Raw genomic sequence first — 13,792 nt, forward strand, 5'->3', positions numbered from 1 at the left:
GTTTTAACTTGGGCAGATTTAATGGTAATCCAAGCTATCTTTAAATTTACAGACAATTGCTAGGATATAACTACGACAAGCTAAATATTTATTGGGGAAAAAACTAGATGATTACAATTACACCATCTAAAAGAAAATTTGACCTAGAAGAATATCATAGTTTAATTAATGTTGGTATTTTTCATGAAGATAGCAACATAGAATTAATTAATGGAGAATTGTTTGAAATGTCACCAGTGGGATTTAGACACGCTTCCTGTGTTAAAAAACTTAATTATTTGTTTGCCCAAAAATTACCAAAAGAAGTTATTATTGGCGTTCAAGACCCGATAAAACTCAATGATAAATCTGAGCCTCAACCAGATGTTATTTTACTAAAACCTCGTGATGATTTTTATGTAACTCAGCATCCTACTCCTGAAGATATTTATTTGTTGATAGAAGTAGCTGATAGTAGTATTGATTATGATCGTAATATTAAATTACCTGCTTATGCTGAAAATAAAATCATGGAAGTGTGGCTCATAGACCTTAATAATAGTTTACTAGAAAAATACACTTCTCCTAAATATAATTATTATCAAAAAATGGAAAAATTGTCTGTGGAAGATACTATTTTTGTTGATAATTTTCCTAGTTTAAAGATTGCTATTAATGAAGTTTTGTAGGTTAGCGCGCGCCAAAACCTAACCCACATTGAACCTCCCCTAAAGATTTATTGGTAAAAAAATGAGATGATTACAACTACACCAATAAAATAATATAAGTGAGTACGAGATTAGTAAGGTAAATATTTATGACAACTACCGCTGATGACGTTTGGAGACTATTAGCAGAATTAACAGAAGCTCAAAAAGAAACAGAGCGCCGTTTTCAAGAAACAAAGGATATTCTTAAAGAGCAATCTTTAGAAACAGATCGCCGTTTTCAGGAAACAGATCGTCGTTTTCAGGAAACAGATAGACGTTTTCAGGAAACAGATAGACGTTTTCAGGAGACAGACCGTCAAATCACTCGATTAAGTAAAGAAATTGGTAATCTGGGGGGCAAATGGGGGCGCTTTGTGGAAAATATGGTAGCGCCCTCCTGCGAAACTTTATTCCTTAGTCGTGGTATTCCTGTGCATCAAGTTAGCCAACGGGTTAAAAAACGTCTTGATGGTGACATTCTCGAAATTGATGTGTTAGTGACTAATGAAAATCATGTTTTGGTGGTGGAAGTCAAAAGCAGTTTAGGTGTCAATGATGTGAAAGATTTAATCAAAGATTTACAGAGATTTAAACGGTTTTTTCCTGAATATAGCCAAAAAAATTTATATGGTGCAGTGGCAGGAATTGAAATTGAGGAGGGCGCTGATAAATACGCTTATCGTCAAGGTATATTTGTCTTAGGTCAAAGTGGCGAAAGTGTAGTTATTTTTAATGGTGATGAGTTTCAACCAAAAGCATGGTAAATGGTGGTAAGTTTTTGATGAGGTGACAGCGCCCTCCACCAAACCCAGCGCCCTCCACCCCAAAACCGTGCGCCCTCCACCACAACCCAGAAAAATAAAAGGTCAAATCATACTGATAAACTACTATGATTTATAGTGAATTAACTCTGTTTTAGAGGCATAATCAATGGTTAATAGACGAATTTTTTTAGAAAAACTGTTTTTCACCACAACAATAGCTACTTTTGCTGATTTTATTGAACTTAATAATATCGCTTTGGCAGATACTAAGAATATTTTTAATTTTGTGCCTTCTTTAATATATGAAATAGTAGGTCCTATGGTTAATGGAATTGGAGAAGGTGTTGGAGATTTACTAAAAGATTGGATCGATAGTCATAACCCCTATAAAATACAACAAAGATAAGAAATTATTGATTTATTTAAACAAACTTTAAAAGAATATCAAAACCATCAAATTGACCTTAAATTACTAGAAATTCAAGGAAATTGGGAGCAAGAAAATTGGTCGGGTATATTAAGTCGTAATGAAACAAAAACAATTTTACAAACAAAAGAAACCTTATTACTTTTAGTTGCACCACCTAAAATGACCCTTGATGTGCCTTCTTTAATTCGTAATAATTTGGCATCCGATTTTGGTGGAATACCAACAGACTTACGAAAATTTTATTCAGAATCAACTAATGATTACAAAGTAAAAATTTATACAGATTATTTTAAGAAAACTATAGGAGATATTACCGTTACACAATTACATGGCATTCTTTCTCCTATTCCTACAGCTATATTTTATACTGATATAAATGATTATACCTGTCAATTTAATGTGGGGTTTTGGGATTTGAAAAGTATCGAGCCAAAAATAATTTCTAGTGATTTATGGAATTGGAAAAACACTTTTAATGTGTTACAACAATCAGAAGTTAATCAAGAAGATTGTTTAATAAAAATAAGAGAGTTAATTATTACTTTAAATCAATTATTAGCATCTTATTTTATTGATATTTCTTTTCTCAAAATCAATCCTTTATATGAGTTAAAATTTCCTGAATTTAGTCAAAAATTATTAGCAAAACACTTTGAGCAAAAAGCAGTTAATGCAGTTTATATTGACACTTTAAAGCAAAGACAAGCAGAACAAATAACTATTTTAGATAATTTTAAATCACAAATACAACAAGTTAATAATGCCATCGTGGAGGGCGCTGGTAAATGGAAAATGTATAAAGCATGGTTTACTTATTCACCAGTCTATTCCCTTGCGATAAATTCAGCAGAAAGTATGATTGTTAGTGAGAAAAAGGGTGATCTTGTTTTTTCTAAATTTGATGGTAATTCCATCCAACCGACAAAATTTACATATAATGGTCATAGTTTGATTAATGGATTAAAGTTTTTTAATCGTGGAAAAAATGTTATTTATGGTCATTCTTTTGGTCACATTACAGCATTTGATCGAGATCGAAATAAAGACATTCTTCTATACCGTCATTATGGTAAAGTTAACTCTATAGCAATACATCCCCATGAAAATATAATAGCCAGTGGTGGTGATGATAGAAAAGTTAACATATTCAACTTTGACAACAGAAAAATAATTGGTAGCCATAAAATGGAAAGTGCCGTTTTATCAGTAGCATTTAGTCCTGATGGACAGTTAATAGCAATAGCAACGAAAGATGGTTGTATTCATTTAGGCAGTTTGTACAGTCAGGAAATAGTTTTAAAATTTCAAGAGAATCACTCAGTTTTATGTGTTAGATTTACTCTTGACGGCAAAACTTTAGTCACTGGTGATAGCAATAAAAATATAGTTTTATGGGATGTTAAAACAGGATCATTAATTAGAAATTTAAAAGGTCATTCATCTTCCATTAATTCATTAGTTTTTAGCAAAGATGGTTCAACATTATTTAGCGCCAGTGCAGATAAGACAATTAAACTATGGAATTGGAAAACAGGGGACTGTGTGAGAACCTTAGAAGGTCATGTTGATAGTGTTACTTGTCTTGCGTTAAGTTCTGATGGTCATACTTTAGTTAGTGGTAGTAAAGATGCTACTATTGCTGTTTGGCGAGATATAATAGCCTAGTTATTAAAACTTGAATATTGCCAAAAATCAGGACAGGAAACTAAAACCGTGAAATTGATTGTAGGGCGGTGGGGGGCGCTGGGTTTGACCCTCACCCCCAACCCCTCTCCCACAGGAGAGGGGAGTAAAATACGATGGAGGGCTCTGGTGTTTACTGAGAAAGTTCTTTAAGTTGACGTAATTTTACAATCAGGATCGGAATTTCATCACAAACAATGCTCCAAATAATATCATTATCAATACCGAGATAGTTATGAATAACTCTGTTACGAGTAGCAATGATTTTTCGCCAAGGAATATCTGGATAATTATTTCTGATTTGTAGGGGAATTTTAGTGGCTGCCTCGCCGATAAGTTCTAAATTTCTTAGGGTTGCATCGTAATATAATTCATTAGCAATAAAGTTTATTTGATCGAGGTTGCTAGTATATTTTTGTACTTTCTCGGCAAAGTTGATCATATCGTCAAGGTAAAATAGCCATTTTCTGCGTGGTGTATCATTAGACATCAATTTTTTCTGCTTCAATTTGAGCTTTTAATTCGGGGCGAAGGGCGCTGGTGGTTACTAAATCGATAGGACTTTTTAATAAATCTTCGAGATGAAATAATACGCCAAAATATTTACTTGAATTGGCTTTTTCTCTAAAGCTAATTAGTATATCAATATCACTGGTTTCTGTGGCGGTATCTCTGGCAGTTGAACCAAATAAGGATAAGCTATCAACTCCATATTTTTTTTGAAGCAAAGGTTTATTTTCTGTGAGGATTTGGAGAACTTTTTGTTTGTTCATTTCTGTTATTGATTATTAATAATAATTATTATGGCATGGGGTGAAGGGCGCTGGATTTAAGTAATATGGTTGAGGGGGAGGGCGCTGGTTTTTTAGTAATCATTAACTTAGAATAAGCATTGCCCACCCTACGATCTAATTTAAAAGACTATAAAGTCGCTCTGTATGACCGCACCTAATTTGAGCTAGAATATAAAAAATGTAACATCGATAAGCAAAATAATATTGTGACTTTAATCGAAATTAAAACAGAAGCAAATAAAGATGTTAATTATTATCGAAAAAAAATAGGAATTAAGAAAAAGGATACGGAAAAACTCAGAAAATTATTTGACTCGTTAAATAATGATTTAGAAGAAATGGCAAAAAGTAGTAATATGACGGTTGATGAATTAGTCAATATTTTGGACCTCAGTAATCCATTTTCTTTTTAACATAGTAAAATTTTTTCAGAATTAAATACAAAATTAAAGGCTTTTCTTGGTACAGACTCAGAAAATAATATGGCACTAACCATAACATTAGTATCTAAAACATAAAATTTACTCATCTTCTAACAAAGATTTCAGTATTTCAGGTGTTAATCCTTTCTCTTTTGCTTCTTCACTAATTTCGTCCATAATTTCCAGTAGAGATTGTTTAGATTTTAAAGCAGTTTCTAACTGTAAACTAAGAAAGTTTTGTATTTTATGCTTTTTTTCTAAAGGTAAATTATTAAAAGTATTCGCAGTTTCTAAATTAACAGGAACAATAATACTTTTAGTCATAATTATAGAGTTACCATTTTTCTAAATAATTTAATTATACTAAATCAGAGCCCTCCATCCTAAATAGACTTTTAATCAGAATATTTAATAATTAACTCTTCTTCCAATCTGAATAGAGATAGAGCATATTTAATTCTTTCAAATTTAGCACTATTGTCCAGATTACCCTCAATAAAATAAGTTTCGTTGATCATAAGTTGTTGCCGAACATTATGTTTTTCATTTTTCTTGCTAATTTTAACTTTTTCACCTAAATCTGTTGTAAAAAAAAGTTCAGGTTGTTTTTCAAACAATCTTTTAAATATTTCTGCGTATAATTTTGATACCTCTTTTATCTCTATTTTTTCATCACAAAAAATAGCATAATCAAGTTTTTTGTATTTAGGGTCATCTGCTTCAAAAATATTAAACTCTTCTATCTCTTTTATTTCTTCTATTTTAATATCAGGATATTGCCAAATAGATAAAAATCTTTTGCTAATTAGTTGAAATCTTTTTTCTAATTCTTGTTGATTCCAAATGTCTAGTTGAGATATGTATTTATTAAGCCACAAACGACTGTATTTATAACCTGAGTCAATCATATCCCTTTTTGCTAAAAAAGATTTATTTTTTAAACTATTATTATGTCCAGATAAAGTTAAATTAGCAATTGTATGTAAGTAATTACTTTTGATGTAATTAAACTCTTCAATACCTAAGTCTTTTTTCCACTGAGAATCTGGATTTTGAGGGAAAATATGTTCAATCGTTATTTTCTCATCAATAATAACTATTTCTGGATTATTATAATTTTCTAATCTTTCCAAAAAGTAAGTTCGATTTTTTGATTGAATGTTGTACATATCTTTGAACTTCAAAGCATCTAAAACTTCATTATTTTGAGGAAATCTTTGACTTCCTGTACGTTGAATTAGTGTTTTTTGAATGGATATTAAGTAATTATTAAGGTCAACTTTATCATATAAACTCATAAATATTTTATTCAGGGAGTTTGTTGGTAAACCGATAATAAATCTTCTCCAAATAAAAGACTGTATTAAGTCCAAAATGGCAAGAAAAGTTTTTTTATCAATAGTAGAATACTTATAATCATAATAAACCTGCATTAAGAAAGGATGAGTTACATTTGTTTCTAAACGTTTTAAACATTCTAATTGATTACGAATATCCTTATCTTCTTCTCTCTGTGGATTGATTAATTTGTTATAAAAGTGGGCTAAAGATTTAATATTTGAGAGTTCTTTTTCTAATGTTTCAAGATTTAAATTAGAATATTTTGATTTAAAACTTATGTAAACTTTATTTTTATTAGGTATATTTTTATCCGTTAATGTTAGGTAATCTCGAATAAAATCAGACACTTTACTAATATTGTGAATATCATCTCTTGCTAATTTTTCAATAGTTAGCCAGTAATTTTCATAAACTTTTCTTTGCTCTTTTAGTTTTAATCCCATTAAAATATAATTTCTAATTAAATCAGCTTGAGATAAGTCTAAGCCAGTCGAATTGAGACTTTCAAATATTCTTTGTGGATCATCCTTTCCTCTTTCTAAAGAAATTTCAACAAATATTAATTTATTTAATCCATCAATTACGACTTGATAATTTTCTTCATTAATTCTCTGATTAAAATAGTTAAAATTATCAACAATCCTAGAATATTCGTTAAACTTTTTTTGAAAATCACCTTTTAATAAATACTTTAAAGCATTTGAATTTGGCTCAGTTAATTTAAGTTTTAATTTATCTTCTTCACTAACAAATTTATTGATTAAATATGTTTCATTAATTTCAGATGCTAATTCCAAATCATTAAAATTTAATGCCAATCGATAAATTACTAAGTAGATTAAAGCTAGTGTGGTTAATCTTTGTTGTCCATCTATAATACTAAGTTCTTTGGTTCTTGAAGCTGTATAAACATCATCATGTATAAAAACGATGCTACCGATAAAATGAGCATTCATCTCTGAGTTTTTTCCAACTGATAAAATATCGTCAAGCAGTTGCTTACATTGAGGAATCGACCAATCATAATTTCTTTGATAAACTGGTATGACGAATTGTGTTTTTGTTAAAGATAAAAAATTTTGTATTTTAGTTTCGTTTGCTTTCATATATAGCTAATATCACATCAAAAGTTGGGCTAAATTTTCTTACCTAATATTTGCACAACCGTAACATTTTTTTTGAATCTAATCAAGTCTATATCCCATGTACGGTAAAATATAGCTTTACATTGCATTTATAATCAATTCTATATTAATGCCAACATTAACTACTAATAATATAAATTTTCCCCTCACTGCCGTTATCGGACAACAAGCCATCAAAACAGCCTTATTATTATCCGCAGTTGATCCCACCTTGGGAGGGGTTGCCATCGCTGGGAAACGAGGCACGGCTAAATCCGTGATGGCGCGCGGCATCCATACCCTATTACCCCCCATTGAGGTTATTAAAGATAGTCGTTTTAATTGTAACCCGGATGATCGCAATAGTTGGGATAGCGAAACCCTCGAAAAATACGGTAATACTCCTAGAGAGGAAATTCCTACGGAAGTAATCCCAGCGCCCTTCGTCCAAATCCCCCTCGGCACAACGGAAGACAGACTCTTGGGATCGGTTGATGTGGAAGAATCAGTGCAAAAAGGCGAACCGATTTTTCAACCCGGCTTATTAGCAAAAGCCAATCGAGGAGTATTATATATCGATGAAATCAATTTGTTAGATGACCAAATCGCTAACCAACTGCTGACAGTATTAACCGATGGCAAAAACCAAATTGAAAGGGAAGGCATCAGTTTTGCCCATCCTTGCCAACCTTTGCTAATCGCCACTTACAACCCCGAAGAAGGCAATTTGCGAGAACATTTATTAGATCGTATTGCCGTTGCCCTCAGTGCTGATGGCGTGTTAGCCTTAGATGAGAGAGTCCAAGCGGTGGATCAAGTGATTGATTATGCTTCTTCTCCCGTGAAATTTCTTGAGCAATATGACGAAGATTTAGAGGCGCTACGCACGGAAATTATTTTGGCGAGGGAATGGATTAAGGAAGTAAAAATCACTACCGAACAGGTTAAATATTTAGTACAGGAAGCAGTTAGGGGCGGAGTAGAAGGACATCGGGCGGAAATTTTTGCGGTTAGGGTAGCCATGGCGGCTGCTGCGTTGGAAGGGCGTAATAATGTTACGGCGGATGATCTACGCAAAGCGGTAGAATTGGTCATTGTGCCACGTTCGACTATGGTACAACAGCAACCACCAGAGGATCAGATGCAACCCCCACCGCCACCACCAAAGCCCCAAGATCAAGGGGATGAAGGGGAAGAGGAGGATCAGGAGGAGAAGGAAGATAATAAGGAGGATCAGGAAAATCAAGAAGAGAAGGAAGAGGAAGCGCCCCAAATTCCAGAGGAGTTCGTTTTTGATGTGGAAGGGGTGATTTTAGACCCCAGCGTATTATATTTTGCCCAACAGATGCAACGACAGGGCAAGTCGGGCGCTCGTAATATGATTTTCAGCGATGATCGAGGGCGCTATATTAAACCCATGTTACCTAAAGGTAAAGTCAGAAGAATTGCTGTGGATGCTACTTTGAGGGCTGCTGCACCCTACCAAAAAAGTCGCCGTGAACGCTACCCTAATCGCCGTGTTATCGTGGAAAACGTGGATTTGAGGTCAAAACGTCTCGTGCGCAAAGCAGGGGCTTTAATCGTTTTTGTGGTGGATGCGTCTGGTTCTATGGCTCTTAATCGGATGCAATCGGCGAAGGGCGCTGTTATGCGCTTGTTAACGGAAGCCTACGAAAATCGGGATCAGGTGGCGTTAATTCCTTTCCGTGGGGAACAAGCTGATGTTTTATTACCCCCCACTCGTTCCATTACTCTCGCTCGTTTACGCCTCGAAACTCTGCCTTGTGGCGGTGGTTCACCTCTTTCCCATGCTCTTAGTCAAGCGGTGCAGGTAGGGGTTAATGCGCAGATGTCTGGAGATATTGGACAAGTGGTAATCGTTGCTATCACTGACGGGCGCGGTAATATTCCTTTGGCTCGATCTTTGGGTGAAACTCTTGAGGAAGGGGAAAAGCCTGATATTAAGGCGGAGTTACTAAGTATTGCTGGAAAGATACGGGCGCTGGGTATGAAGTTGTTGGTTATCGATACTGAGAAGAAGTTTGTTTCGACAGGCTTCGGTAAGGAGTTGGCTACTACTGCCGGTGGTACTTATTATCAGTTACCGAAAGCTACTGACCAAGCTATCGCAAATATGGCGAAGGGCGCTATTGCTGAGATGAAGTAATATTAATTTGGGGTAAAGTATGATGAAAATTCCTAATTTCTATCGCGCCAATATAGAACAATCTAAAATAGTAGATTATTTGTTGAATATCAATCATACAAGGGGAGGTTCAAAGGCAAAAATGTTGCTTAATTATGGTTACTCTCCTGATAATTGGCAACAATTAGAATTAGATATTCGCAAGTTCCATCTCAATGGAGAAGTTACTATAATCAAAGAAACACCTTATGGCATAAGATATGAAATAATATCAGAAATACTTACCCCTATTAACAAGCCATTATTAATGAAAAGTGTATGGCAAATTGACAAAGGTACAGAAATTCCCCGATTAATTACCATGATTCCTGAATAAAAATTGGAGGTTTTAAATATTATGAATTTTTCCCTTTATTCTGATGTAATCTTATTAAAGGATATAGTCGAAGATAGTTTATTTGCTGGTGATATTGGCACTGTAGTAGATATACATAATGTTAGTGATTTGGAAACGGGTTATAGTGTGGAGTTTTTTGATTTATTAGGAAATACCAGAACCGTTGTCACCCTACCAATGAGTTATTTTCGTCAACCAACTAAATCAGATGTACCCAGCATAAGGCTTTTATCGGAAATTGCTTAATCGGTGTGTGTAACGTTTCTATCTTTTTGGCTTCGCAGATATAAACTTAAGATTAACTCTGGTTGGTATCTCAACATTGATAAACAATTAAATGGCTCTTTATGGTATAGTTTAATAAATATTTCTAAAAAAAAGAGGGATATATATGGACGAAGCAAAAACAGTTGGAGCGATTGTAACAGGTGCTGGTTTAGCCGGTACCGGTTCCATTACTGTAGCGACTATTACAGCTCCAGCTTCAGGACTGTTAGGAGTAATTGGGTTAACAACAACAACAACTGTTGCTCTTCCCATAGCAGGAGTCGTTGGAGTAGCTGGATTGATCGGATATGGAATTTATAAAGGTGTTAAGTGGGCTAAAAGTGAAGAATAAAATAATTATTTTACAATCTTTATCTTTAAAAGCTCAACAATCAAAAAAAACTTCAAATAATCTCCCTTTTTGGAGAGAGTTTGAGTTTTTTTTTGCGGATAAATCATCTGGTAATTAGTAGGTTGGGTTGAGGCACGAAACCCAACATCCCCACCCATGTTTTTCGATTAATCAATAATTTTGATGAGTTTGAAGTGTAGCCCACTTTTATAGTTCAATTCAAAACTTGAAAATCACTCATAAAACTAAATAAAGAAGCTAATTCTATCAATCTAGTTATATTTTCTGCTCGACGATTGGATAAATAAAAGTAAAGTCGCTCCCCGTCAATGTTATTCAAATTGCCAAAAGGTTGAATGATTTTATTTCCTTCTCTTGATAATAAATCTTCTTGAGTACCCACATAATCTAACTTATTTAAACGGATAATATCATGAATGTCATCTGTAATTCTTTTGGATATAAAGTCTATTACAAACCTTGTAGCTTCACGAATATCATCAAATTGTAGTTCATTTCCATTCAATAGAATGCTAACGGAACTGTTAATAGTAACTTTTTTACTAACATCTACCGACATTTCTAACTTAGGAGAAAAGGCTTTATGGTATATTTTATTATCATAAAAATCTACTTCTTCAAAGGTTTCAATTCTTTTTCCAGAAACTGAGCAAAAAGGAGATGCTTGATAAGCATTTTTTTTATTAGTAAATATTTGTAGATAAGAGTCAAAATTTTCAATTATTTGCTTAAGCTGATTATCCCAAATACCTATACGTTCATTTAACCTAGCATTAGTAGAGCGAGAGACAGCATCAATAAAATTGCGGTCAAACGAAGATAAGTCTAAGAACTTATCATAAATTACCTCTGTTTTATCTCTAATATCTTCTATATTATAAGGAACAAAACCTAACATTTGTATATCATAAATAGCAGCATTTGGTTGAGGAGAAAATTTAGCATTATTATCTTTTTTTACTGAAAAACTCCGATAATGATTATCTTCAAAAGTAATTTTTACCATATCTAAAACTTTATTAAATAAGATATTTAATTCATCCTGTTTTTGCTTTTTAAAGTTTTCATCTTCATTTTTAGCTTGTTCCCTCATATAGTCATTTAAAGTCTCAGTTCTAGGTTCAGGATACTTATTAGTTTCTGAATCATAAAAATCATGAAGTGCGAAAAATCGTAAAACTAATTCAACATCAAGCATCCTATTTTTATCTGGTTTACCTTCTTTTGGAGGTCGAAGTTTAGGGAAAGGATGTAAGAGTTCTCTATAAATCAAATTTTTAGAACAATCAATTAAAAAATCATTAAAATCACCATGAAACATACAGTTTCTTAATTCTTGGGCATTTAAAGAAACAGATCCCATGTTTAATCGTCCAAATACTTCAAACTGTATTTCAGGATGAGTGTCACTCTCAATAACAATAGTATTGATTTGACGCTCAAGAAATAAAGCACTGATATTAGAAGGTAAATGATTAAATGTAGATTGATTTAATTCTGGTAAATTATCGAGATTAGCAACTTTCAAGCTACCATTAATAAAATTTGCTAATGTAGTTAATCTCTGTACACCATCTATTATTTCAAACATAGTGGCATCAGTCTCCTCATCGAATTTTTCCAAAAAAAATAGTGGTGGAATTGGAATATCCATGAATATCGACTCAACAAAACGACATTGTTTAGAGAAATCCCAAACAAAAGTTCTTTGATAAGGTGGAATAACAATCTTTGCACTCTGAAAATCTGTCATTAAATCACGAATAGAACGAGTAATAGTTTTTTTGTTTACCCGAACTTGTTTTAATTGAGCCAGAAAATTTTGTCCAACAGCCATACTAGATAGTTAGTGAGGAATATCTTATTATGTTACTTTAAAAACAATACCATCATAACATTATCCAATTTTGAATTTAAGAGATTACATCTTATTTAACTCAATTTATTTGTGTTGGGTTGCACTTCGTTTAACCCAACCTACATTTTATGATGGTTTTTTTTGAGTAAGGGTGCGATCGCTCTTATGAAGTAACATGAATCAGATATTTTTAAAACTTGTTGCTTATAATAGGATAAAGTACATTCACATTAATAATTTTATGGTAAATACATTATTAACAACAAACCTAAAAAATATTTATGAAATTGATGAGCATTTTTGGTTAGAAGAAACAATAAAATTATTGCGAGAGAAACGTTTTAATGAGTTAGATTTAGAAAATTTAATTGAGGAGTTAGAAAGTTTGGCACGTCGAGATAAATCAAAAGTAGCAAGTTTGACAGAACAAATTATTAGACATCTTTTATTACTGCAATATTGGACAACAGAATTTGAAAATAATTCTAATCACTGGAAAACAGAAGTAATTGGCTTTCGCTCTCAAATTAAACGTGATTTAACAACTAATTTAAGTAATTATTTAACAGAAAACTTGGAGTCAATTTATCAAGATGCTTTAAAATTTGTTCAACAAAAGACTACACACTCTGTAAAATTTCCTGACACTTGCCCTTATACTTTAGAACAAATTTTAGACCAAAATTATCTAATTTAATCTTCGTTACTAAAGGCAACAGATCAACTTATCGCAAAAATGGCGAAGGGCGCTATTGGTGAGATGAAGTAATATTGATTTGGGTTGATGTTGGGTTATATGATAAATAAAATCCAACCCAATATTAACTATACAATTAATCTTACACGAGAACTGACAGTGAATCTCCTTAAAGAAATGTCGTGGAAGTTTTTACCATAAAATTAATTGGGAAAAGCTTTGAATACTCTTATACTCTTTGCTATTAACTATGAGAGAAATAGTTTTCTATCGTACATCTTCGGGGAATCGTCCTATAGAAGATTTTTTGGATTCTCTTTCCGCAAAACAAGCTCAAAAAGTTATTTGGGTGTTAAAATTGGTTACAGAATTAGAGGCAATCAGGGATGGAGTATTAATATTCGATGATACCAGTAGCTTTTGAGGTAATCAAGAAACCAATAGAGTTTTGCGAAATTAAAACAAAAAAGAAAAAACGGAGGGGAAGTGCCACAAAAAATGAATTATTGAGAAAACAGTTAATAATTTGTCAAAAAAATGAGCTGAAATACAAATATGTATTAACAGATAGTTGGTTTGCGGCAAAGGAAAATATGGATTTTATCCGAATAACATTGGGTAAACATTTCATCATGGCATTAAAAAGTAATCGAACCGTAGCGATCAGTGAAGAAAAGAAAAAACAGGGTCATTTTATTAGAATTGATGAACTAGAATGGTCAGAAAAGAATGCAAAATTAGTGTGGTTAAAAGGAGTAGAATTTCCGATTTTACTTCATCGACAAATCTTTACAAACAAAGATGATA

At 32.7% G+C, this 13,792-nt stretch carries 17 protein-coding genes and 1 pseudogene; 12 read left to right on the plus strand and 6 right to left on the minus strand.

From position 1 onward, the window contains the following. Positions 1 to 107 precede the first annotated feature (107 nt). Both IGQ45_06870 and IGQ45_06875 read left to right on the plus strand, forming a co-directional pair. Positions 108 to 668: a Uma2 family endonuclease gene (locus IGQ45_06870; protein MBF2056935.1), complete on the plus strand. Its 561-nt coding sequence runs from the start codon at positions 108 to 110 to the stop codon at positions 666 to 668. 128 nt (positions 669 to 796) lie between these two features. Further along, positions 797 to 1,453, plus strand: coding sequence for a DUF3782 domain-containing protein (locus IGQ45_06875; protein MBF2056936.1), 657 nt, complete (start codon positions 797 to 799; stop codon positions 1,451 to 1,453). On the opposite strand, the gene IGQ45_06880 is transcribed toward IGQ45_06875, so the two are convergent. Continuing rightward, positions 1,419 to 1,559: a hypothetical protein gene (locus IGQ45_06880; protein ID MBF2056937.1), complete on the minus strand. Its 141-nt coding sequence runs from the start codon at positions 1,557 to 1,559 to the stop codon at positions 1,419 to 1,421. The genes IGQ45_06875 and IGQ45_06880 overlap by 35 nt on opposite strands. Before the next feature lie 60 nt (positions 1,560 to 1,619). On the opposite strand from IGQ45_06880, the gene IGQ45_06885 reads away from it, so the two are divergent. Next, positions 1,620 to 1,859, plus strand: coding sequence for a hypothetical protein (locus tag IGQ45_06885; GenBank protein ID MBF2056938.1), 240 nt, complete (start codon positions 1,620 to 1,622; stop codon positions 1,857 to 1,859). 183 nt (positions 1,860 to 2,042) lie between these two features. Continuing rightward, a complete protein-coding gene (locus tag IGQ45_06890; GenBank protein MBF2056939.1) occupies positions 2,043 to 3,548 on the plus strand; it encodes a WD40 repeat domain-containing protein in 1,506 nt (501 codons plus the stop codon). A 151-nt stretch (positions 3,549 to 3,699) separates the two neighbouring features. On the opposite strand, the gene IGQ45_06895 is transcribed toward IGQ45_06890, so the two are convergent. After that, a complete protein-coding gene (locus IGQ45_06895) occupies positions 3,700 to 4,056 on the minus strand; it encodes a DUF86 domain-containing protein (GenBank protein MBF2056940.1) in 357 nt (118 codons plus the stop codon). Further along, positions 4,049 to 4,339: a nucleotidyltransferase family protein gene (locus tag IGQ45_06900; protein ID MBF2056941.1), complete on the minus strand. Its 291-nt coding sequence runs from the start codon at positions 4,337 to 4,339 to the stop codon at positions 4,049 to 4,051. The genes IGQ45_06895 and IGQ45_06900 overlap by 8 nt, the downstream gene beginning before the upstream one ends. Before the next feature lie 227 nt (positions 4,340 to 4,566). Here IGQ45_06900 and IGQ45_06905 point away from each other — a divergent pair, with 227 nt between their 5' ends. Beyond that, positions 4,567 to 4,773: a hypothetical protein gene (locus tag IGQ45_06905; GenBank protein MBF2056942.1), complete on the plus strand. Its 207-nt coding sequence runs from the start codon at positions 4,567 to 4,569 to the stop codon at positions 4,771 to 4,773. Positions 4,774 to 4,881: 108 nt separating this feature from the next. Here the strand turns inward: IGQ45_06905 and IGQ45_06910 are convergent, their stop codons facing one another. Next, positions 4,882 to 5,106 carry a hypothetical protein gene (locus IGQ45_06910; GenBank protein MBF2056943.1) on the minus strand — a complete coding sequence of 75 codons (225 nt, stop codon included), beginning with the start codon at positions 5,104 to 5,106 and terminating at the stop codon, positions 4,882 to 4,884. A 71-nt stretch (positions 5,107 to 5,177) separates the two neighbouring features. After that, entirely contained in the window at positions 5,178 to 7,229 is a 2,052-nt protein-coding gene (locus IGQ45_06915) for a DUF262 domain-containing protein (protein MBF2056944.1), read from the minus strand. A 148-nt stretch (positions 7,230 to 7,377) separates the two neighbouring features. Between IGQ45_06915 and bchD the strand changes: the two genes are divergently transcribed. From bchD to IGQ45_06935, 4 genes are all read left to right on the plus strand, one after another. Further along, positions 7,378 to 9,414, plus strand: coding sequence for a magnesium chelatase ATPase subunit D (gene bchD / locus IGQ45_06920; GenBank protein ID MBF2056945.1), 2,037 nt, complete (start codon positions 7,378 to 7,380; stop codon positions 9,412 to 9,414). A gap of 22 nt (positions 9,415 to 9,436) precedes the next feature. Beyond that, positions 9,437 to 9,769 carry a hypothetical protein gene (locus IGQ45_06925; protein ID MBF2056946.1) on the plus strand — a complete coding sequence of 111 codons (333 nt, stop codon included), beginning with the start codon at positions 9,437 to 9,439 and terminating at the stop codon, positions 9,767 to 9,769. Between the two features lie 21 nt (positions 9,770 to 9,790). Then, positions 9,791 to 10,036 (plus strand): DUF4926 domain-containing protein, encoded by a 246-nt coding sequence (locus IGQ45_06930; GenBank protein MBF2056947.1) that lies wholly within the window; start codon positions 9,791 to 9,793, stop codon positions 10,034 to 10,036. Between the two features lie 145 nt (positions 10,037 to 10,181). Beyond that, positions 10,182 to 10,409 carry a hypothetical protein gene (locus IGQ45_06935; protein ID MBF2056948.1) on the plus strand — a complete coding sequence of 76 codons (228 nt, stop codon included), beginning with the start codon at positions 10,182 to 10,184 and terminating at the stop codon, positions 10,407 to 10,409. Positions 10,410 to 10,623: 214 nt separating this feature from the next. Here IGQ45_06935 and IGQ45_06940 read toward each other — a convergent pair whose 3' ends face one another. Beyond that, complete coding sequence (locus IGQ45_06940; protein ID MBF2056949.1) at positions 10,624 to 12,267, minus strand: DUF262 domain-containing protein; 1,644 nt, start codon at positions 12,265 to 12,267, stop codon at positions 10,624 to 10,626. A 262-nt stretch (positions 12,268 to 12,529) separates the two neighbouring features. On the opposite strand from IGQ45_06940, the gene IGQ45_06945 reads away from it, so the two are divergent. The 3 genes and pseudogenes from IGQ45_06945 to IGQ45_06955 all read left to right on the plus strand — a co-directional run. Further along, positions 12,530 to 12,985, plus strand: coding sequence for a DUF29 domain-containing protein (locus tag IGQ45_06945; protein ID MBF2056950.1), 456 nt, complete (start codon positions 12,530 to 12,532; stop codon positions 12,983 to 12,985). 250 nt (positions 12,986 to 13,235) lie between these two features. Further along, a pseudogene (locus tag IGQ45_06950) lies at positions 13,236 to 13,367 on the plus strand (type II toxin-antitoxin system RelE/ParE family toxin). A 22-nt stretch (positions 13,368 to 13,389) separates the two neighbouring features. Continuing rightward, positions 13,390 to 13,792, plus strand: a 403-nt coding sequence (locus tag IGQ45_06955) for an IS701 family transposase (GenBank protein MBF2056951.1), incomplete at its 3' end; no start/stop codon positions are given.

It is taken from the genome of Cyanobacterium sp. T60_A2020_053, assembly GCA_015272165.1.
Classification (GTDB): domain Bacteria; phylum Cyanobacteriota; class Cyanobacteriia; order Cyanobacteriales; family Cyanobacteriaceae; genus Cyanobacterium.

Excerpts from the sequence above, each read along its gene's own strand:
- IGQ45_06870 (MBF2056935.1), top strand. The coding sequence starts at position 108 with ATGATTACAATTACACCATCTAAAAGAAAATTTGACCTAGAAGAATAT.
- IGQ45_06875 (MBF2056936.1), top strand. The coding sequence starts at position 797 with ATGACAACTACCGCTGATGACGTTTGGAGACTATTAGCAGAATTAACA.
- IGQ45_06885 (MBF2056938.1), top strand. The coding sequence starts at position 1,620 with ATGGTTAATAGACGAATTTTTTTAGAAAAACTGTTTTTCACCACAACA.
- IGQ45_06890 (MBF2056939.1), top strand. The coding sequence starts at position 2,043 with ATGACCCTTGATGTGCCTTCTTTAATTCGTAATAATTTGGCATCCGAT.
- IGQ45_06895 (MBF2056940.1), bottom strand. The coding sequence starts at position 4,056 with ATGTCTAATGATACACCACGCAGAAAATGGCTATTTTACCTTGACGAT.
- IGQ45_06900 (MBF2056941.1), bottom strand. The coding sequence starts at position 4,339 with ATGAACAAACAAAAAGTTCTCCAAATCCTCACAGAAAATAAACCTTTG.
- IGQ45_06910 (MBF2056943.1), bottom strand. The coding sequence starts at position 5,106 with ATGACTAAAAGTATTATTGTTCCTGTTAATTTAGAAACTGCGAATACT.
- IGQ45_06915 (MBF2056944.1), bottom strand. The coding sequence starts at position 7,229 with ATGAAAGCAAACGAAACTAAAATACAAAATTTTTTATCTTTAACAAAA.
- bchD (MBF2056945.1), top strand. The coding sequence starts at position 7,378 with ATGCCAACATTAACTACTAATAATATAAATTTTCCCCTCACTGCCGTT.
- IGQ45_06925 (MBF2056946.1), top strand. The coding sequence starts at position 9,437 with ATGAAAATTCCTAATTTCTATCGCGCCAATATAGAACAATCTAAAATA.
- IGQ45_06930 (MBF2056947.1), top strand. The coding sequence starts at position 9,791 with ATGAATTTTTCCCTTTATTCTGATGTAATCTTATTAAAGGATATAGTC.
- IGQ45_06935 (MBF2056948.1), top strand. The coding sequence starts at position 10,182 with ATGGACGAAGCAAAAACAGTTGGAGCGATTGTAACAGGTGCTGGTTTA.
- IGQ45_06940 (MBF2056949.1), bottom strand. The coding sequence starts at position 12,267 with ATGGCTGTTGGACAAAATTTTCTGGCTCAATTAAAACAAGTTCGGGTA.
- IGQ45_06945 (MBF2056950.1), top strand. The coding sequence starts at position 12,530 with ATGGTAAATACATTATTAACAACAAACCTAAAAAATATTTATGAAATT.